This window comes from Curtobacterium sp. PhB146 (genome assembly GCF_004342995.1).
GTDB lineage: Bacteria > Actinomycetota > Actinomycetes > Actinomycetales > Microbacteriaceae > Curtobacterium.
Map to the genome: position 1 here is coordinate 1 of NZ_SMBN01000010.1, position 18,867 is coordinate 18,867.

At 69.9% G+C, this 18,867-nt stretch carries 22 protein-coding genes; 7 read left to right on the top strand and 15 right to left on the bottom strand.

The window, feature by feature from the left end; all coding sequences use genetic code 11:
* Positions 1 to 114: 114 nt before the first annotated feature.
* The 6 genes from EDF33_RS19170 to EDF33_RS19195 form a co-directional block, all read right to left on the bottom strand.
* Positions 115 to 939: a helix-turn-helix domain-containing protein gene (locus EDF33_RS19170; RefSeq protein WP_132100894.1), complete on the bottom strand. Its 825-nt coding sequence runs from the start codon at positions 937 to 939 to the stop codon at positions 115 to 117.
* A gap of 46 nt (positions 940 to 985) precedes the next feature.
* A complete protein-coding gene (locus EDF33_RS19175) occupies positions 986 to 1,381 on the bottom strand; it encodes a hypothetical protein (RefSeq protein ID WP_131847680.1) in 396 nt (131 codons plus the stop codon).
* A 43-nt stretch (positions 1,382 to 1,424) separates the two neighbouring features.
* Positions 1,425 to 1,925, bottom strand: coding sequence for a hypothetical protein (locus EDF33_RS19180; RefSeq protein ID WP_132100895.1), 501 nt, complete (start codon positions 1,923 to 1,925; stop codon positions 1,425 to 1,427).
* A gap of 174 nt (positions 1,926 to 2,099) precedes the next feature.
* Positions 2,100 to 3,146, bottom strand: coding sequence for a GrpB family protein (locus EDF33_RS19185; RefSeq protein ID WP_132100896.1), 1,047 nt, complete (start codon positions 3,144 to 3,146; stop codon positions 2,100 to 2,102).
* 76 nt (positions 3,147 to 3,222) lie between these two features.
* Entirely contained in the window at positions 3,223 to 3,849 is a 627-nt protein-coding gene (locus EDF33_RS19190) for a hypothetical protein (protein ID WP_132100897.1), read from the bottom strand.
* 114 nt (positions 3,850 to 3,963) lie between these two features.
* Complete coding sequence (locus EDF33_RS19195; RefSeq protein ID WP_132100898.1) at positions 3,964 to 4,242, bottom strand: hypothetical protein; 279 nt, start codon at positions 4,240 to 4,242, stop codon at positions 3,964 to 3,966.
* Positions 4,243 to 4,360: 118 nt separating this feature from the next.
* Between EDF33_RS19195 and melA the strand changes: the two genes are divergently transcribed.
* The 4 genes from melA to EDF33_RS19215 all read left to right on the top strand — a co-directional run bounded on the left by melA (position 4,361) and on the right by EDF33_RS19215 (position 9,033).
* A complete protein-coding gene (gene melA / locus EDF33_RS19200; protein ID WP_123293867.1) occupies positions 4,361 to 5,785 on the top strand; it encodes an alpha-galactosidase in 1,425 nt (474 codons plus the stop codon).
* A 125-nt stretch (positions 5,786 to 5,910) separates the two neighbouring features.
* Positions 5,911 to 7,215, top strand: a complete 1,305-nt coding sequence (locus EDF33_RS19205) for a sugar ABC transporter substrate-binding protein (RefSeq protein ID WP_243692508.1) — start codon at positions 5,911 to 5,913, stop codon at positions 7,213 to 7,215.
* On the top strand, positions 7,199 to 8,158 hold the full coding sequence (locus EDF33_RS19210) for a sugar ABC transporter permease (protein WP_132100899.1): 960 nt from the start codon (positions 7,199 to 7,201) through the stop codon (positions 8,156 to 8,158). Before EDF33_RS19205 ends, EDF33_RS19210 begins: the two co-directional genes overlap by 17 nt.
* Positions 8,158 to 9,033, top strand: coding sequence for a carbohydrate ABC transporter permease (locus tag EDF33_RS19215; protein ID WP_071252441.1), 876 nt, complete (start codon positions 8,158 to 8,160; stop codon positions 9,031 to 9,033). Before EDF33_RS19210 ends, EDF33_RS19215 begins: the two co-directional genes overlap by 1 nt.
* Positions 9,034 to 9,218: 185 nt before the next feature.
* Here the strand turns inward: EDF33_RS19215 and EDF33_RS19220 are convergent, their stop codons facing one another.
* From EDF33_RS19220 to EDF33_RS19235, 4 genes are all read right to left on the bottom strand, one after another.
* On the bottom strand, positions 9,219 to 9,428 hold the full coding sequence (locus EDF33_RS19220; protein WP_111086735.1) for a cold-shock protein: 210 nt from the start codon (positions 9,426 to 9,428) through the stop codon (positions 9,219 to 9,221).
* Positions 9,429 to 9,444: 16 nt separating this feature from the next.
* Complete coding sequence (locus EDF33_RS19225) at positions 9,445 to 10,554, bottom strand: acyl-CoA desaturase (protein ID WP_123293869.1); 1,110 nt, start codon at positions 10,552 to 10,554, stop codon at positions 9,445 to 9,447.
* A gap of 249 nt (positions 10,555 to 10,803) precedes the next feature.
* A complete protein-coding gene (locus EDF33_RS19230; protein ID WP_243692509.1) occupies positions 10,804 to 11,790 on the bottom strand; it encodes a Gfo/Idh/MocA family oxidoreductase in 987 nt (328 codons plus the stop codon).
* Positions 11,787 to 12,290 carry a heme-binding protein gene (locus EDF33_RS19235; RefSeq protein ID WP_123293870.1) on the bottom strand — a complete coding sequence of 168 codons (504 nt, stop codon included), beginning with the start codon at positions 12,288 to 12,290 and terminating at the stop codon, positions 11,787 to 11,789. Before EDF33_RS19235 ends, EDF33_RS19230 begins: the two co-directional genes overlap by 4 nt.
* Positions 12,291 to 12,406: 116 nt before the next feature.
* On the opposite strand from EDF33_RS19235, the gene EDF33_RS19240 reads away from it, so the two are divergent.
* On the top strand, positions 12,407 to 14,224 hold the full coding sequence (locus EDF33_RS19240; RefSeq protein ID WP_243692510.1) for a BCCT family transporter: 1,818 nt from the start codon (positions 12,407 to 12,409) through the stop codon (positions 14,222 to 14,224).
* A gap of 44 nt (positions 14,225 to 14,268) precedes the next feature.
* Here the strand turns inward: EDF33_RS19240 and EDF33_RS19245 are convergent, their stop codons facing one another.
* The 4 genes from EDF33_RS19245 to EDF33_RS19260 are packed head-to-tail and all read right to left on the bottom strand — an operon-like array spanning position 14,269 to position 16,362.
* The gene (locus EDF33_RS19245) at positions 14,269 to 14,898 is read right to left on the bottom strand and encodes a hypothetical protein (protein WP_132100900.1); all 630 of its coding nucleotides are present in this window, start codon (positions 14,896 to 14,898) and stop codon (positions 14,269 to 14,271) included.
* 18 nt (positions 14,899 to 14,916) lie between these two features.
* A complete protein-coding gene (locus EDF33_RS19250) occupies positions 14,917 to 15,369 on the bottom strand; it encodes a GNAT family N-acetyltransferase (RefSeq protein ID WP_132100901.1) in 453 nt (150 codons plus the stop codon).
* A 16-nt stretch (positions 15,370 to 15,385) separates the two neighbouring features.
* Complete coding sequence (locus EDF33_RS19255) at positions 15,386 to 15,811, bottom strand: VOC family protein (protein WP_132100933.1); 426 nt, start codon at positions 15,809 to 15,811, stop codon at positions 15,386 to 15,388.
* 2 nt (positions 15,812 to 15,813) lie between these two features.
* Positions 15,814 to 16,362, bottom strand: coding sequence for a hypothetical protein (locus EDF33_RS19260; RefSeq protein WP_132100902.1), 549 nt, complete (start codon positions 16,360 to 16,362; stop codon positions 15,814 to 15,816).
* A 107-nt stretch (positions 16,363 to 16,469) separates the two neighbouring features.
* On the opposite strand from EDF33_RS19260, the gene EDF33_RS19265 reads away from it, so the two are divergent.
* Complete coding sequence (locus tag EDF33_RS19265) at positions 16,470 to 16,736, top strand: hypothetical protein (RefSeq protein WP_132100903.1); 267 nt, start codon at positions 16,470 to 16,472, stop codon at positions 16,734 to 16,736.
* Between the two features lie 81 nt (positions 16,737 to 16,817).
* On the opposite strand, the gene EDF33_RS19270 is transcribed toward EDF33_RS19265, so the two are convergent.
* A complete protein-coding gene (locus EDF33_RS19270) occupies positions 16,818 to 17,681 on the bottom strand; it encodes an SMP-30/gluconolactonase/LRE family protein (RefSeq protein WP_165918887.1) in 864 nt (287 codons plus the stop codon).
* A gap of 57 nt (positions 17,682 to 17,738) precedes the next feature.
* Between EDF33_RS19270 and EDF33_RS19275 the strand changes: the two genes are divergently transcribed.
* Positions 17,739 to 18,782 carry an LLM class flavin-dependent oxidoreductase gene (locus EDF33_RS19275; protein WP_132100905.1) on the top strand — a complete coding sequence of 348 codons (1,044 nt, stop codon included), beginning with the start codon at positions 17,739 to 17,741 and terminating at the stop codon, positions 18,780 to 18,782.
* Positions 18,783 to 18,867: the final 85 nt, after the last annotated feature.

An 18,867-nucleotide genomic window follows, 5' to 3' on the forward strand; every position in this document is an offset into this window, starting at 1 on the left:
CATCACCGCACAGATCAAGTAACACCCCACGTACTCCGGCTGTGCATGGCAGACCGGAACGGCCAACGCCCCGTCGCTCGCGACGGGGCGTTGCTCGTGCGTGGAGAAACCGGGTCAGCGAGCCCGCGCCCGGTACGCTCCCGGCGCAGTCCCGCACGCACGGGTGAAGTGCACGTAGAAACTCGACTGCGACCCGAATCCTGCGGCGTGCGAGATCTCCGACGTCGTCATGGACGTCGTCGCGAGCAACCGCTGCGCCTCGGCCACCCTGCACCGTGTCAGGTATTCGACGATCGTCGTGCCGACGTCCTGTCGGAACACCGACATCGCGTAGTGCGGGTGCAGGTGTGCGGCCGCAGCGACGTCAGCGACCTCGATCGGTTCGCGGAACCGGTCGACCACGAACCGCACCATGTCGATCACCCGGTGCATGGCATCCGCGGTGCCGTGCCCGCCGCCGGGCCGCAGGTCAACGGCGTCGCGGTGGTGCCGGAGCAGGCGACGCACGAGCGCCTGCGCCTCGAGGTTGGCGATGATCTCCGCACCGTCGTCCTCGAAGTCCTGCTGCCACGACCCGAGCATCGACTCGACGTCACGCCCGGCAGCTGCGGTCGGCACGACGACCGGGCGGTTCAGGAGCATCGCTCCGAGGTCGTGGTCGGGCAGTCCCCACGCCAGCACCTCGGCCAGCGGGATGTGCACCCAGCGGAACTCGCCCGTGCCGGTGCCGTCACCCACGAGCTGGTGCGGGGTCCAGCCCCAGAACAGTGCGATCTCGCCCGCGTGCACACTGACCGGCGCCCCGCCGAACCGGTAGTCCAGGTGCCCGTCGAGCACCAGGTTCATCTCGAGGTCGTCGTGCCGGTGGGACGATGCCATGAGCGGGGCCGGGCCGCGGTGGCTCCAGTACGCCGCTTCCATCGTCTCCACGTCGAGCACGTTGCTGAGCCTACGTCAGTGAGCCTTTCCCCACACAGGACCTCCGTCAGGGGGTCGCCTGACGAGACCAGTAGTCGGCCCTGATGACCAGGAGTTCCCCCTCCGCTTCCGAACTCAGGTTGACGGTGCGCGGGTCCCACAGTGTCCCGCGCTGACGAGCTTGGGGAGTCATCCCCAAGCTGGCCGCGAGATCCTGCGGGCGTACTCCCTCGGGCGGTCGGACCGAGAGCACGGCCCAGCACCCACCAGAAGCGCAGTCCTTCTCTTCCGCGATCAGCTCGCTGCCCGCGGGCAGCGAGACCGAGGAAGCGGGTGGCACATCCCCCTCGGTCGCGAATGCGAACAGGGACACGAGGCGAACTCCGGCGAGCAACGTGACGAGCGCAAGCGTCACCACGACCATCACCACGACCGATCGCTTCCGTCTCCCTGTGGCCGTCACGAGCGCCACCCTACGGCCTTGGCGCAGCAGCCTGTCCTGGTACTCACCCGACGGTGTGGAGTACTTCGATGCCCATGGAGCCGACGCACGGTCGGTACCGGACGAGCGCGACTCGTGCCCCGTGCATCTCTCCGAGCTCCTGGTGGCGCGATCGGTCCACGTGACGCACGACCGCTGCCTCGCGTGAGGCCTCGCGGTGCACACTGATCGAGAGGTGGGCCGTGTTCCTGATGAAGGCCATCGGAGGCGCGGCACCGCCGTGGAGCGCCGAGGCAGCCTCACGCATCCGGACACGGATCGGCCGCAGGGTGTCGTCGTCGAACCCCTGCACGAAGACGCCGGCCGCCGATCCTCCAAGGCCGTCGAGCCGGACTCGGTGGTCGAGCGCGCCGCGCAAATCCTCGACGACGTCGATGCAGTGCTCGAGCGTCGCACGGTCGATCCGATCGCGGTACGGTTCGAGGCTCGTGATCGTGAGGTGCACGTCCTCGACTCCGTACACGTGTTGCGTGCCGTCGTACGCGGCGGCCAGTTCATCCGCCACGCCAGCGATCCGCTGAGCGAGTGGCCTCGGAGGGAGCAGCCCCAGGCTCAGACCCCAGCGCGGATCACCGTCCACCGGTTCCCGGTCGAGCTGCAGGTCACCGACACGCAGCCGCTGACGGGCACGTTCCCAGAGCACGTCGTACTCCTCACGACTTGCCACAGGCGCCGACGCCTACTTGTCCCACGCCGTCACGGACGCGAGACCTCGAGCGGCACGTTCCTCATCGAGGAGCTGTTGCACCACCTGGCTCTTCGCGGCCGTGTAGGCACGACCGTCCGAGGATCGCGCTGCTCGGGTCTTGACCTCCCGGTACCGCGCAACGGCGGTGGGGTCGCGCAGCAGCTTGTCCCGGAAGAGCCGTTGGTTGCACTCGTCCCACTGGTCCGAGGCGAAGGCCTGGAGGATGTGGGTCCTTGCCCCGTCTCGCTCTCGGGTGTACACCCCGTGGCTCTTCGGACCGGAACGGTGCTGCGTGTAGCCCGTCGCCGCGAGCAACGGGCCGAGCGCCAACGGATCCGTGTCGACTGCGACCCGGACCGCGATGTCGATGACCGGCTTCGCTTCGAGGCCCGGGATGGCCGTGCTGCCGATGTGTTCGACCGCGAGCACGCGGTCTCCGAGCGCGGCGACGAGCCGCGACGCCTCACGCTGGTAGTCCGTCTCCCAGGAGTCGCGGTGTGCTTCCAGCTGCACCGCGGGAGGCTCTCCCCCGGACCGGATCGTGGCCATCGCCGCTGGCCACAGCGCGTCCAACCGCGGTCCCCACGGATCCGCCATCACGCCGCTCTCACGGAGTTCGACCACCTCGGACGCGGGGAGCCACTTCCAGGCCATCACCTCGGCCGGAGCTGGCCGCACGGTCGAGCCGGCAGGTTCCCGGACGGTGAAGAGATCCACCAGCGCAGAGTCCTCGGTGAAGCGACCGACCCACTGCAGCGCGTCGGGCGCGACCTCGATGGCGGTTTCCTCGCGCAGTTCACGACAGGCCGCCGCTGTCCCCGACTCGCCGGCGAGCGCGCTGCCACCGGGGAACTCCCACCCGTACGCGAACTCCTTCGTCGGCGCTCGTTGCGTGACGAGGACGGTCCCGTCGGCGCGGTGGACGCAGACCGTGACCACGAGGTGGAAGGACCCGGCGGGCCAGCCGCTGTCGCCTCGCCGGAACGTCGTGCCCGTCGCTCCACCGCCCGCATCGACCACGTCCCACCACTCGTCCACGTCCGCCAGCGTACGACGACCGTCGCGACGCCAGTCGAGCCGCTGCGCGACTCGTGGTCGCCGAGACCTCGGGAACCTAGGGACGCGCAGCGACGACGGCGACCAGACCGCGCCAGTCGGGGTGGTAGTCCTCGTCGACGGCCGCACGGCTCTCCGCGTAGACAGAGGCGACGCGCAACGCCAAGGACGGGCTCAGCGCTCCGGACAGTGCCGTCTGGCTATCGGCCGCGGCGAGGTCCGTGCCGGAGCCGAACCGGTGGTGCACCGTCCCCTCCCGCTGGTCGGCGAGGACCATGCTGTGCACGAGCGCCTCGCGGACCACCCCGAGCACGAGGTGCAGCCCGATGGCGTCAGCTCCGCGCCCGAATCGTGTGGCAGCCAGCGCGAGATCGAACCGCTGACTGTTGTCCGGAGGCTCCGGCGGAAGCTCCAGAGTCGCACCTCGCGTCGCGAGGTCCACGCGGCGACCGTCCGCGAGCACGATGCGAACGTGCTGCACCCCGTCGTCGAGGGTGCTCTGCCACGCCCACGGTTCACCTCCGAGGAGTGTCCGCGCGTCGACGTCCGCAATGAGATCGAGCTCGACGTCGAGGTCGCTCCACGGGTCCAGCTGGTCGGGCGTGAGGACGGAGCCGTACGGACGGACCGCGCCGACCGCCGGGTCCGTGCGGAGCCTCTCCAGGAGTGACTGCTGCCAGTGCATCACCGAACCCTACGAGCTCCACGCCATGAGCGGGGCCGGGCCACGGTGGCTCCAGTACGCCGCTTCCATCGCCCCGACGTCGAGCTCCACGTCGAGCACGATGTCGAGACCACGTCAGAGCCCCTTCCGTCTGTTCGTCTCCCAGTACCCCAGCACCAGCTCGTCGCCCGGCGGCAGTTCGCGTTCGACGAGCCGGAAGAGTCGACGCGCCTGGCGCTCGGACGAGCGCGCCGCGGCCTCGGTCGGCCATCCCGCTTCCACCGAGTAGTCCTCGTTGAACTCGGCGGCCCACCGCAGTACCTCGTCGCGGACCGTCTCCGACAACGCCGGTCTCCCCTCGGGGCACAGGCCGTCCTCGTCCCAGAGCGGCCAGTCGACGCTGTACTCGTTCATCAGTCGGTAGCGCACCGGACAACACTCGCACACCGGCCACGGACCGATCCGAGGATCCTGGAACCCCACCGTCCGAAGCCGGAGGACCGCACACCCCCGCGCTTCCTACCGTCGACACATGACCAAGATCACCATCATCGGCGCCGGCGGCTTCGTCTTCCCCTTCCGCCTCATCGGCGACCTCGTCTCCTTCCCCGCCCTGCAGGACGCGACGTTGCACCTCATGGACCTCGACGCGGGCCGGGTCGCCCGCACCGCGACCGCAGCCCGCGAGCTCGTCGCCCACCACGGCCTCGGTGTCGAGGTCCTCGAGACCACGGACCGCCGTGCGGCCCTGGCGGGTGCGGACGTCGTCATCATCACGTTCCAGGTCGGCGGCGTCGAGTCCTACAAGTGGGACGTCGAGATCCCGCGCAAGTACGGCATCGACCAGGCGGTCGGCGACACCGTCGGCCCGGGCGGCGTCTTCCGCTTCCTGCGGTCGGTCCGCGCGTACGAGGACATCGCCCGCGATGCCCTCGAGCTCTGCCCGGACGCCCAGTTCATCAACTACGCGAACCCGATGGCGATGGCCACGGCGTTCCTCAACGCGAAGGGGCTCCGGACGGTGGGGCTCTGCCACAGCGTGCAGGGCACGACCCGCATGCTGGCGCGCACGCTCGGCGTGCCGTACGACGAGGTCGAGTTCGTCAGCGCCGGCATCAACCACCAGGCGTGGATCCTCGAGTTCACGCGTCGCAACGGCGAGGACCTCTATCCGCGTCTGCGCGAAGTGATGACGGCGAAGCACCAGCGGGGCGTCGCGGCGTCCGACCTGCACGACGACGACGGCGACCACAGCGAAGCGGCTGCCGCGGCGAGCAACTACGAGGGCGGCAACGAGCAGGTCCGCACCCAGCTGATGCGCTCGTTCGGGTACTTCGAGACCGAGTCGAGCCACCACGCCAGTGAGTACGTGCCGTACTTCCGCAAAGACCCGGAGACGGTGCTCGAGTACATCCCGGAGCGCTGGGACTACTACGAGATCTGCCTGGCGCACGACGAGCAGGGCGACGTGGACACGCAGCTCGAGAAGCTCAAGGCCGACCTGACGCCGAGCGTCGAGTACGGCGCGAGCATCGTGAACGCGATCGTGACGGGTGTGCCGGCGGTCGTCTACGGCAACGTGCCGAACGCCACGGGCGTCATCCAGAACCTGCCGTCCGACGCCTGCGTCGAGGTCGCGTGCCTGGTCGACGGCAAGGGGGTGCAGCCGACGTCGTTCGGTGAGCTCCCGCCGCAGCTCGCCGCGATCAACCGCACGAACACGAACGTGCAGACCCTGGCGGTGCGCGCTGCACTCACGGGCAACGTCGAGCACGTCCACCACGCGGTGGCTCTGGACCCGCTGACGGCGGCGCACCTGACGCTCGACCGCATCGCCGAGATGACCGACGAGCTCCTGCACGCCCACGCGGCGCTCCTCCCCGAGTCGCTGCGTCCGGCGGACGCGGTCACCGCGGCACCGGTGGCCGACCGGGAGGCCCGCCCCGCGCTCGTCTGAACCGTCGCGCCCGACGTGGGGTCGGGTCCAGGACGCGACCCCACGTCGGACGCGCGGCGCCCCGTGTGCGCACCCCGCGCCTCCCGGCCGACCTGAACGGCACCACGACCTCAAAGGAGAGGACCATGCCGACCCGACCATCCCCCCAGCTCGCCAGACGGGGGTTCCTCGCCCTCGCCGGCATCTCGCTGACCGGCGCGCTGGCAGCGTGCGCCGGCGGCGGCACGACCGGCCGCGGCGGGACGAAGCACATCCGCCTGTCCACCTGGAACATCCCGACGGACATCACGAGCTACCAGGCGATCGCCGACGAGTTCGTCGCAGCGCACCCCGGTACGAGCGTCGCCGTCGAGGTGACCACCGGGCAGTTCCACCAGTGGTTCATCACCCGGCTCGCCGCCGACCTGGCGCCGGACGTCATCCGGATCACCCCGCAGCAGATCGGCCGGTACGCCGCGAACGGCAGCCTGGTCGACATCTCGGGGTCCGTCCCGGCGGACTACCGGCAGGACTACAGCGACCCGTTCTGGGCGATCGGCGCGCGGGACGACGGCGTGTACGGCGTCTTCCAGCACACCGACAACTTCATCACCTACTACAACCGCGACGTCATGGAGCAGATCGGCGTCACGCCACCGCAGGCGCTGGCCGACGCGTGGACGTGGGACGAGTTCCTCGACGTCGCGCAGGAGGTCAAGCAGGTCACCGGCAAGTACGCGTTCGGGTACGGGTGGTCGTCGCCCGAGACGGCGTACCGGTGGCTGCCGCTGGTCCACCAGAACGGCGGTGCGTTCCTCGGCGAGGACGGTGCCACCCCGTCGATGGACACCCCGGAGGCGATCGACGCCCTGGCCTTCGGCCGGAAGTGGTACGCCGAGGGACTCGCCACCACGGGCAACCTCAGCAAGAGCGGCGGCGGTGACGTCTCGCGGAACCTGTTCCTGACCGGGCAGATCGGCATGATGCTCAACAACCCGGAGTCGATCACGCAGCTCGACACCGACATGCCGGACAACTGGGGTACTGCCCCGATGATCCGGAACGTCGGCGAGGCGAGCGACCTGGGCGGCAACGCCCTGGCCGTCACGAAGTCGAGCAAGCACCCGGAGCTCGCGGCCGAGCTCGTGGCGATGATCACGTCACGGTCGAAGATGCAGCAGTTCTGCCACGACGGCAACTGGCTGCCCGCCCGGAAGTCCCTCGACGCGAAGGACATCGGGTACGCCGCGAACACCGACACGATGCAGCGGTTCATCGACCAGGGGACGACGATCCCGCTCTCGATGGTGAAGGCCGAGAGCGGCGAGTACTTCAGCTCGCTCAACGCGGTGTTCGCCGACTACCTCGACCTCTGTCTGCTCGGGCAACTGAGCCCGAGAGAGGCCTCGAACCAGATGATGGAGGCGATGCGCAGTGTCACTGCGAACTGAGACCGCGCCGGTCCGCACGACGGCGTCCACCGCCCCACCGACCGGCGGAGTCCCCGCTGGCGGCGGTGCCCGCCGAAGCCGGGGCCGCTTCGTCCCGTACGTGTTCATCGGCCCCGCGGCGCTGCTGTTCCTCGGCTTCTCGCTCATCCCGATCATCACGGCGATCGCGCTGAGCTTCCAGGACTCCAGCACCTCGCTCGGCGACGGCACCTGGGTCGCCGGGAAGAACTTCGTCGACATGGGCTCTGACCCGCTCATCGGCACGGCGCTGCGGAACACGCTCGTGTTCACGCTCGGCACCGTGCCGACCTCGATGGCGATCGGGCTCGCGCTGGCCGTTGCCCTGAACCGGCCGCTGCCCGGGCGCTCGGTGTTCCGCGCCCTGTTCTTCGTGCCGATGGTCGCGGCCGGCGTCGTGGTGGGCGTCATCATGTCGTGGATCTTCAACGGCGACTACGGCGTCGTGAACAACCTGCTCGAAGCGCTCGGCATGGGGCGCGTGCCCTGGCTGACCGCTCCGGGGTGGGCGATGGCGACCCTGGTGGTCGTCGTGGTCTGGACCCGGATCGGCTTCTGCATGGTGATCTACCTCGGCGCGCTGCAGTCCGTGCCCGCCGAGCTCAAGGAGGCCGCCGCGATCGACGGCGCCTCGCGCTGGGTGCGGTTCCGGACCATCACGTGGCCGCTGCTCCGCCCGACGACGTCGATCCTGCTCATCCTGAACGTCGTGTTCTCGTTGCAGGCCTTCGACGTCATCTACGTGATGACCGGCGGTGGCCCCGGCTTCTCGACGACCGTGCTGATCCAGTACGTGTTCCGGTCCGCGTTCATCGATGCCCGGATGGGCTACGCCGCGGCGCTCGGACTGGTGCTCGTCGCGATCCTGCTCGTGTTCACGCTGCTCCGGCAGCGCGCCAACCGCAAGGCGGAGGAGATGCTCTGATGGCCGTACTCGATGTCCGCGGTCCCCGCCGCCGTCCGGCTGGGGCCCGCTCCAGGCGCCGGCCTGGTCGCTGGGTGCTCGTCGCCGGGCTCACCGCCCTGGCCATCCTGATGGTGTTCCCGCTGTACTGGATGGTCGTCTCGGCACTCACCCCCGGCGGGCAGTCGCAGAGCGGCACGTTCTCGCTGTTCCCGACCCGGCCGACGTTCGAGAACTACACGCAGGTGTTCAGCACGCAGCCGGTCTGGCGGTGGCTCGGCAACTCGGCGCTCATCACCAGCGTCGGCACCGCGTTGAGCGTCGTCGTGTCGTTGATGGCCGGGTACGCCCTCGCCAAGTTCCGGTTCATGGGCCGGGGGCTGCTGTACTCGGCGTTCCTCGTCACGATCATGATCCCGATCCAGGTCACCCTGGTGCCGAGCTTCCTGGTCGTCGCGAAGATCGGCCTGGTCGACTCCCCCTGGGCGGTGATCCTGCCGACCGTGTTCGACGTCGTCGGGATCTTCATCGCGCGGCAGTTCATGCTCGGGGTGCCGGACGCCCTGATGGAGGCCGCTCGACTCGACGGCGCCGGCGAGTTCCAGACGTTCTTCCGGGTGGTGCTGCCCTCGTGCGGCCCCCTGGTCGGGGTGCTCGTGATCCTCGGCTTCATGACGCGGTGGAACGACTTCCTCTGGCCGCTCGTCGTGCTGCAGGGCAACGAGAATCTGACCGTGCCGGTGGCCCTGTCGACGCTGACGAACAACCCGGCGTTCAGTTCGCCGTGGGGTGCCGTGATGGCCATCGCGACCGTGACCGTGCTGCCGCTGCTCGTGGTGTTCCTGGCGTTCCAGCGCCAGTTCGTGCAGGGCATCGCCTCGACCGGCATCAAGTAACCCGGCGGCTCGCGCCGGCGCCGGCGGGGCGGCGGGCGGGCGGCGTACCTGCCCGAATCGGGCGTACCTGGTCGATTCTTTCGACCAGGTACGCCCGATTCCGCATACCAGCGCAGTGGACATGGGAAAGAAACGACGGGAGGCACGGTGCCAGCTGGCACCGTGCCTCCCGTCCGTCGTCCGCGTCAGCGGATGATCGAGATGTTGTCCGCCTGCGGGCCCTTCTTGCCGGGGCCCACGTCGTACTGCACGTGGTCGTTCTCCTCGAGCGACCGGTAGCCGGTCGTCGCGATGATGCTGGAGAAGTGGGCGAACAGGTCCTCGGACCCGTCGTCGGGGTGGATGAAGCCGTACCCCTTGGCGTGGTCGAACCACTTCACGGTGCCGGTCGGCATGGTCGACAGCACGGCGTCAGTGGATGCGCAGTTGCGCGACCATCGGGCAGGCGAACGGGTCACGGGCAGCGAGCCCGACCCGGTTCAGGTACCGGACGACGATGCCGTAGGAGCGCAGCAAGGTGGTCTCGGTGTAGGGCACCTCGAGCGTGTCGCAGTGGTCGCGGACGAGCAGGCGGGCCTGCTTCAGCGCCGGACGGGGCATCGACGGGAACAGGTGGTGCTCGACCTGGTAGTTCAGGCCGCCCATCAGGAACGAGACCCACCAGCCGCCGCGGATGTTGCGCGACGTGCGGACCTGGCGCGAGAAGAAGTCGACCTTGGCGTCGTGCGCGATGGTCGGCATGCCCTTGTGGTTCGGGGCGAACGAGGCGCCCATCATCACGCCGAACACGGCGAGCTGCACACCGAGGAACGCGCAGGCCATGCCGAACGGCAGGAACCAGAACACGACCGTCAGGTAGATGCCGAAGCGGGCGACGAGCAGCGCGGCCTCGAGCCAACGGTGCTTGACGTCGGCCTTGGTGCCGTTGCCGGTGACGATGCTCTGCACCGCGTACCGGTGCAGGTTCAGGCCCTCGAGCGTCAGCAGGGGGAAGAACAGCCAGCCCTGGAACCGCATGAACGTCGTCATGAGCGGACCCTTGACCGCGGCGGCGTCCTCCGGCAGGAACCGGATGCCGTCGGGTGCGATGTCGGGGTCCTTGCCGACGGTGTTCGGGTTGCCGTGGTGGCGGGTGTGCTTGTTCATCCACCACGAGTAGCTGAGGCCGACCAGGAACGTGCCGAGCCAGCGGCCGGCGTGGTCGTTCCACTTCTGCGAGGCGAAGACCTGGCGGTGTGCGGCTTCGTGCGACAGGAACGCGAACTGCGTGAAGATCACGCCGAGCGCGCCGGCGACGATGAGCTGGAACCAGGTGTCGCCGAGGAATGCGAACGCGACCCACGCGAGGGCGAAGGTGACGATGAGTGTGCCGAACAGCGACCAGTAGAACCCGGTGCGGCGGCGGAGGAGTCCGTTCTCCTTCACCTGCGCGAGCAGGGCTGAGTAGGTCGAGGTGCCCTTGGGGCTTCCTGTTCCAGGTCGAGTGCGGGTGTAGCCCGGAGCGAGCGGAGTGGTGGTCAAGATGGACCGACCTTCCGGTGCGGACCGGCCCTTCGGCCGGTTCGAGAGAGTTCACGCGATTGCGCTTGGTGCGACCCTAGGGCCTGAAGGTGCGATTCCACCTGACAATCAGCCTGCCCTGTCCAGCGGGCGTTGTGATGGCACCTGAAGGGGGTGTGCGTCCCCACGGGCGGACGGGAGGCGCGGGTCGCGCCCGCCCCGTGCCTCCCGTCCGCCGCACGCGCCCGACCAGGGCAGTGGCCCGCGCCGTCAGGTCGCGATCCGCGCTCCGGAGCGGTGCGACTCCGTCGCCGCGTCGGCGAGCAGGAGGGCCCGCCGGCCGTCCTCGAGCGTCGCGCGCGGGCGCTCGTCGCCGCGCGTCACCGCGACGAGGTGGGCGATCTCGGCCGCGTAGGCCTCGCGGTACCGGTCGCCGTAGTGGCTGATGGCGAGGTCGCCCGCACCGACGCCGGCAGCGGTCGACGCGGTGACCGAGGTCGCGGTCCGGTTGCCGACCGCGAGCGTGCCCGCTGGCCCGGACGCCTCGAGCCGCTGGTCGTACCCGGAGGCGTTGCTCCGCGCGTCGACGATCGTGACGAGTGCCCCGCCAGCCGTGGTCAGGGTGACCATCGCACCGGAGACGTCGTCGAGTGCGGCGACCTCGGGGTCGCTCACCTGGCCGACGGCGTGCACCGAGGTGACCTCGCCGCCGAGCCACCGGGCCATGTCGAGGTCGTGGATGGTCATGTCGCGGAACAGTCCACCGGACCCCGGTACGTAGGCGATGGGCGGCGGTGCAGGGTCGCGGCTGACGATGACGAGCTGCTCGAGGGGGCCGATCTCACCGGCCACCAACCGGTCGTGCAGGGCCGCGAACGACGGGTCGAACCGACGGTTGAAGGCCACGACGACCCGGTCTGCGGCAGCACCGACGGCCGCGATGCAGGCGTCGACCCGGGCGATGTCGAGGTCGACGGGCTTCTCGACCAGGACAGCCTTGCCACCGGCGACCGCCTGCGTGATGTGCGCGGCGTGCAGCGGGTTCGGCGACGCGATGACGACGGCGTCGATCGCCGGGTCGGCGAACGCGGCGTCGACCTCGAGGGCGGCGGCTCCGTGGCGAGCGGCGAGCGCCGGTGCTCCGGACCCACCGGCGACCGCGGACAGGACGGCACCGTCGGTGCGGGCCACGTTGGCGGCGTGCACGGCCGCCATCTTGCCGGCGCCGATGATCGCGATGCGGACGTCGGCGGTCACGAGGCGTCGGCCCGGATCGCTTCGAGCCCCTCGACCACGAGCGCGTGGTCGTCGTGCATCTCGAGACCACTGACCCCGACCGCCCCGATCAGGCGGCCCTGCAGCAGGAGCGGGAACGCACCGCCGGCCGCCGCGTACTCGTTCGTGTCGAGGGCGCCGTCCTGCTCGAAGCTCCCGCCGGCGGCCAGGTAGGTCGCGCGGACGCGCAGCGACGACTGGCCGAAGTGCCGCACGACGCGGAACTTCCGCTCGAGCCAGGCGTCGTTCAACGCGGCGGCGCCCTCGGTCGCGGCGTGGAAGACCCGCTGCTCGCCGAACACGACGGCGAATCCGATGGCGTGGCCGCGGTCGATCGCCGCCTGCCGGAGCCAGGAGCCGAGGCGCCACGAGTCGTCGAGGTCGAAGGACGGGAACGTCAGGCGCTGCTCCTCGGCCGCGAGGGCATCGCGCAGGGCGGTCGGGTCGAGGTCGCGGTAGTGGGCGCCGTCGGGGTGGGCCATGATCTCTCCTTCGAGGTGGTCCGGAACACGTTCTGGAACGTTCCAGAGCACCGAGCGTACCGCCCCCGACACACCTGAGCGAACGCACAGAGCCGCCGCCAGGCACCATGGAGGGCATGGCAAGCACCACCTCCGCTCCCCCGCCCGGCCCCGTCGAGACGACGTCGAAGGTGCGGCGGTGGGTGTTCTGGCCCGCCGCCGTCCTCGTGCTCGGTTTCGTGGCGTTCACCCTGATCTCCCCGTCGAGCGCCGAGGCGATGTTCGTCGGCCTGCAGGACGGCATCGTCAAGAACTTCAGCTGGTACTACGTCCTCGTCGCCGCGTTCTTCGTCGGCTTCTCGCTGTTCGTCGGCTTCAGCAAGTTCGGCGACATCAAGCTCGGCAAGGACCAGGACGAGCCCGAGTTCTCGACCGGGTCGTGGTTCGCGCTGCTCTTCGCCGCTGGCATGGGCATCGGCCTCGTGTTCTACGGCGTCTCGGAACCGCTCAGCCACTTCGCCTCACCGCGCCCCGGCGTCACCGGCACCGAGAACGAGCTCGCGCAGCAGGCCCTCACCCAGACGTTCCTGCACTGGGGACTCCACGCGTGGGCGATCTACGTCGTGCTCGGCCTCGCCCTGGCCTACGCCATCCACCGCCGCGGCCGTCCGGTGTCGATCCGGTGGGCGCTCGAGCCGCTGCTCGGCAACCGGGTGCGCGGCGGGTGGGGCAACCTCATCGACGTCATCGCGCTCGTCGGCACCCTGTTCGGTGTCGCGACCTCGCTCGGCCTCGGGGTCATCCAGATCGGCGCCGGGCTCGAGAGCGCTGGCATCGCCGACAGCAGCATCGTCAGCCAGATCGCCATCATCGCCGTGATCACCGCGGTCACCATCGTGTCGCTCGTGACCGGTGTCACCAAGGGCATGAAGATCCTGTCGAACTTCAACCTGCTGCTCGCCGCCGCACTGCTGCTGTTCGTGCTCATCGTCGGGCCGACCCAGTTCCTGCTCCGCGACTTCGTGCAGTCCATCGGCGCGTACCTGCAGAACATCGTCGGCCTGTCGTTCAACGTCACCGCACAGCAGGGCGCCGAGGGCGTCGCCTGGCAGGGCGCGTGGACCACCTTCTACTGGGGCTGGTGGATGTCGTGGGCGCCGTTCGTCGGCGTCTTCATCGCGCGCATCTCGAAGGGCCGAACGGTCCGCCAGTTCGTGTTCGGCGTCCTCCTCGTCCCGACCGCGCTCACGTTCCTCTGGTTCGCCGTGCTCGGCGGCGCCGCCATCCACCGCGAGACCGACGGCTCCGGTGGCCTGGTCGGCTCGGACGGCTCGGTCGACCTCGAAGGCTCGCTGTTCGCCCTGCTCGGCGACCTGCCCGCCGGAGCGGTGCTGACCTTCGGCGCGATCCTGCTCATCGGCGTGTTCTTCGTGACCTCGTCGGACTCCGGGTCGCTCGTGATGGCGATGATCGCGTCCGGCGGCGACATCGAGCCGAAGAACTGGCTCCGCGTCTTCTTCGCCACCGTCTCGGCACTGCTCGCCGTTGCCCTGCTGCTGAGCGGCGGGCTGAACGCTCTCAAGACGGCGGCGATCACCACGGCGTTGCCCTTCAGCGTCGTGCTGCTGCTCACCTGCTGGTCGACGATCATCGCCTTCACCCGCGAGCGGCGGGCGTACGACAAGGCCGAACGCGAGGTCCTGCTCGAGCACGTCGGTGCCTACTACGGCCTCGAGGTCGAGGGGCCGTCGGAGCGTGCTCCGCGGTCGGCCTTCGGTCGGCCGTGGGCAGCCGTGAAGAAGCGCGTGCGCGGCGGGTCAGCGGCGCACCCGACCGCCACCGCCCTCGACGACTTCCCGATCCGGACGCAGACGGTGTCACCAGACCCGGCGGTCGACGCGAGCCTGGACGACGGGCCGGCTGTGGAGAGCGCGCCGCGCCCGACGGACGGATGACGGACGGGAGGCTCGTGGCGGGGCCGCCACGGGCCTCCCGTCCGTCAGCGGTCGCGACCAGGGCGTCGCCGACGCCCGTCGTGCTCGCTGACGTCGGTGCGGCGGCTGGCTCGGAGGCTCCGGATGCCGAAGACGAGCGAGAACGGCATGAGGACCAGCAGCGGGAGCGACGACCCGATGTGGCTGGAGTTCAGCACAAGGTTCACCAACGCGAGCAAGAGCAGCACGGACGCGGTGACCACCGCGAACCACGCGAACGGTTCCGGCCAGGGGGCTAAGCGGCCAAGCTGTGGCGAGGGTTCGCCGGTGGATCCTCCGGCAAGGCCGGCTGCGCCGCCACCTCCGCCATCGTCGTACGCGACCGCAGCGTGGAGCGCGCGGATGTCGCGCGCACCCTCACCCCAGTCGAGCAACGTGAAGGGGACGATCGGACGCGTCCGGACGCGCAAGCCAGTTCCGCCTGCGGCAGGAGTCAACTCGATCGAGATCACCTCACCCCACGAGGAGAAGTTCCCGAGCACGGACAGCTCGATCCTGTCCTCGGCGACCGAGCGGACCCGCACGCGCGGCATCCCGGCGACAGCACGCAGAACCCGTTGGTGCGCTTCCTCGAGTGGCATCGCGAGCTCCCACTCGGCTGACGAGCGTGCAGCGGATGTCGTCACGTCGAGCATGACTTCATCCAACCCGAGTCAGAGCTGCTTCTCCATGCAGTAGCTCGTCGGGTCGTCGGTGTACGGCGGGAACCGCGGGACCTGGCGGTAGCCGAGCTTCTCGTACAGGGCGATCGCCGCGACCTGTGGCAAGCCCGTCTCCAGTTGCATCGTCGAGATGCCCCCGGCCAGCGCATGCGCTTCGAGCGCCTGGAGCAGGGCACGGCCGACCCCGAGTCCTCGGGCCTCGTCGGTGACGAACATGCGCTTGACCTCGCCGGATCCATCGCGCCGATCAACCAGCGCCGCCGTACCGACGGCCACGTCACCCTCGCGAGCGACGAACAGCGAGACCCCGTCGGCTTCCAGGGCGTCGACGTCGAGGCCGTAGTAGTTCTCGGCCGGGTACAGAGCCAGGGCGAACGCGTCCCCCTGGCGGAGCAGGTTGAGGACGTCGTCGCTGCGAGGGCTCTCGATCTGGATGGAAGGCACGGCCGATTGTACGAGTTCAGTCGGCCAGTGAACGTCGTCCCGCCGAGGACTGGAACCGCACCAGGTACCCGTCCGGGTCCTGCACGAGGAACTGGTCCACGCCGGCCTGCTCACTCCCGACGTCGTACCACTTCGTCTCGGGCTGCATGAAGAGTTCGGTGCCGGCACGGATCAGGGTGGCGGCGAGCGCGCGGCTGTCGGGCACGGTGATCTGGAAGTTCACGCCTCGGCCGAGCGGGCGATCGAGCGGGCCCGTGATCCAGTTCCGACCGACGCCGGCCTGTTCGAGCATCAGGTGGGCATTGCCGAGGGTTATGTACGCGAAGCGCTCCTCGGGCCGGGAGTAGCGGGTCTCGAAGCCGCACAGGTCGCGCCAGAACGCGAGGCTCCGGTCCAGGTCGGCGACGAGGAGTTCGGGGACGAGTGCGGGCTCGGGGGGCATGGTCACCGGAACAGGTCGAGGTGCGGTGTCGCGCCGGGATCGGCCATCTGCGCTTCGGTCTCGCGCACCAACTCGTCGACGCGGGCTCCCCACTTGCGCATGAAGACCACGCGGGCGATGCCGATGACGGCCCACAGCGCTGCGACGACCCCGCGCCCGATGCCCGCCAGGTCTCCCTGCAAGACCTCCGGCACGGCGAGCGCGGCCCACAGGATGCCCAGGCTGATCCAGACCCACCCGGTGACCGCGCCCTGCGACGTCTGGCGGCGCAGGAAGCGCCTCCGGATCACGACCGGGACACCGGTCGGGTCGGCGCCACCGCGCAGCCACCGGTTCATCGCTCGGTACGAGCCGTAGCCGCCGAATCGCGACCAGCTGCCCAGGATGAGCGCGAAGCCACCTGCGGCGAGGACGGCCACGACGACGAGGACGACCGTCTGGGACATCTCCGGGAAGTGGAGGCCGACCAGCATGAGCCACAGCCCCACGAAGAGGGCGGGGACGCCGAGGAGCTGTGCCCACCCGATGAAGTCGAGTTGTCTGATGCTCACCATTGCACTCTACGCACGCCCACCACCGCCGTCAGATGCCGGGACAGGAATACGACGATGCGGCGTCGTGCGAGGATTCGTCGACCACATCGACGAAGGGCTCGATCATGACCACCGCGCGCACGTTCCACCTGATCAGCACGCTGCTGCTGGCCGTCGGGTTCCTCGGGGTCGGCGCGCTGATGGCCGACGTCTACTACGGACCGGAGGGTGGGGGTGCCAACATCGGCCTCGGGCTCGTGATGCCACTGTGCCTCGGCTCCGGCGTGGTCGGCATCGCGATGGGGATCGCGGCCCTCGTGACGACGTGGTCGGCCGGCCGCGCCGAACGTTCGCGCCAGCCACGCCCGGGGCACCTCCCCGAGGTTCCATGACATGCCGCGTGCACGTCGCCGAGGTTCGACGGGCAGGCTCCGCGGCGCGTGAGATGCCCGAATTTGGGAACCTCGGCGCGCTCACCAACCCGGCACGGCCACCCGCACCGCACTGATCCGCCCCGCACGCGTCTGCGCCGTCGTCGCCGGGTCGTAGCTGTCCGCCGTCGCCAGGTACAGCGTGCGGCCGTCCTCGCCGCCGAGCGCGCAGTCGATCGCGCACAGCCCCGGCGCATCGATCCGGTCCGTGACCTCGCCGCCCTCGAGGACCCGGAGGAACTCCCCCGTGTCGACGGAGCAGACCCAGACGGCGCCGTCGCGGTCGACCGTGCTGCCGTCCGGCGTGACGCCACCGGGCAGCGCTGCCCACTCGCGTCGGCCGGTCAGCGACCCGTCGGGCTCGATGTCGAACGCGGTGAGCCGGCCGCCCCACGTCTCGCTCACCACGAGGGTCCGGGTGCCGGGCAGGACGTTCGCGCTGTTCGGGAACACCAGCCCCTCGGCGGCGAGGCGGAACGAGCCGTCCTGCTCGATCACGTACAGCGGACCAGGGCGGAGCTCCTCGCCGCCGTACAGGTCGTAGCCGAAGGCCCCGATGTAGGTGCGGCCGGTCGCCTCGTCGACGACCAGGTCGTTCAGGAGCGACGACTCCTCGCCGGACAGGTCGGCGAACACCGACGTCTGGCCACGATCGTCGACGGCGACGACCGTGCGGGACTCCATCGAGCTGACGATCAGTCGCCCGTCAGCGAGCCACCCGAGCCCCGACGACTGGCCCTCGACCGTGGTCTCGAGACGCGGAGCCGCGGTCGAGGTCGGGTCCATCGAGAAGACCTCGCCGGTGTGCATGTCCGAGTACCAGAGCCGCCCGTCGTGCCAGCGGTTGCCCTCGGGGAAGCGGATGTCGGTGACGACGTCGGTCGCGGAGTCCAGAGTGATGTGCACCGATCCACCCTGCCAGCCGGACCCCCGCGCCACCCGGTGGTCTGGCACGATCGAGGCATGCCCCTCGACGGAACTCCCCTGGAACGGCTCGGCTTCCTGACGATCGGGTCGTTCGACCCCGCCCGACCGTCCGAGGGACACGAGGACACCCTCCGGGTGATCGAGCGCGCGGAAGCCCTCGGCTTCGACAGCGCGTGGCTGCGCCACCGGCACCTGCAGCACGGCATCTCGTCCCCCGTCGCGGTGCTGGCCGCCGCGTCGCAACGGACCTCGCGGATCGAGCTCGGCACCGCCGTCACGCCGATCGGGGCGGAGAACCCATTCCGCCTGGCCGAGGACCTCGGCACCGTCGACGTGCTGTTGGGCGGGCGGCTGAACCCCGGTTTCTCGGTCGGCACCCCGATGAACTTCGACCTGTACCGCGACGCGATCTACCCCGACACCCTCGAGCACGAGGACCTCGGCAACGACCGACTCCTGCGCTTCCGTGCCCTCGTGCGCGGAGAAGCGGTGACCGGAACCGGAACCGCGACCGGCACCGTCGAACGCCGAGGGATCGAGGAGTTCGCGAGCACCGTCCAGCCCCACAGCACCGGCCTCGCCGACCGCATCTGGTACGGCACCGGCAGCACGAAGTCGGCGGTCTGGGCCGGCGAGAACGGCTTCCACCTGCTCACCTCGAGCGTCACGCGCAGCGAGGTCGGCACGGACTTCGCCGCCAACCAGCGCGCGCAGATCGACGCCTACCTCGACGTCCACCCCGATCCCAGCACCGCTCGGGTCTCACAGGGCCTGGTCGTCATCCCGACCGACACGGCGACCCGCGAGCAGGAGGCCCGCTACCGCGCCTACGTCGAGAGCCGCTCGGGCCGCGTCGGCGTGCCGATGGGGCCCGCGGGGATGCTCTTCGCCGCCGACCTCGTGGGGACCTCGGCGGAGATCGCGGACCGGTTGCGCGCCGACGCCGGCTACCAGGCGGTCACCGAGGTCGCCTTCGCGCTGCCGTTCTCGTTCGAACCGGACGACTACGCGCAGATCACCACGGACATCGCCGAGCACCTGGGTCCGCAACTCGGCTGGGCGCCGGGACCGGCGTCCTGAGAACGGCGCCAGACCGCGAGACGGGAGGCACGGTGCCAGCTCGCACCGTGCCTCCCGTCCGTCCGTTCACCGTCCAACGCCGTTC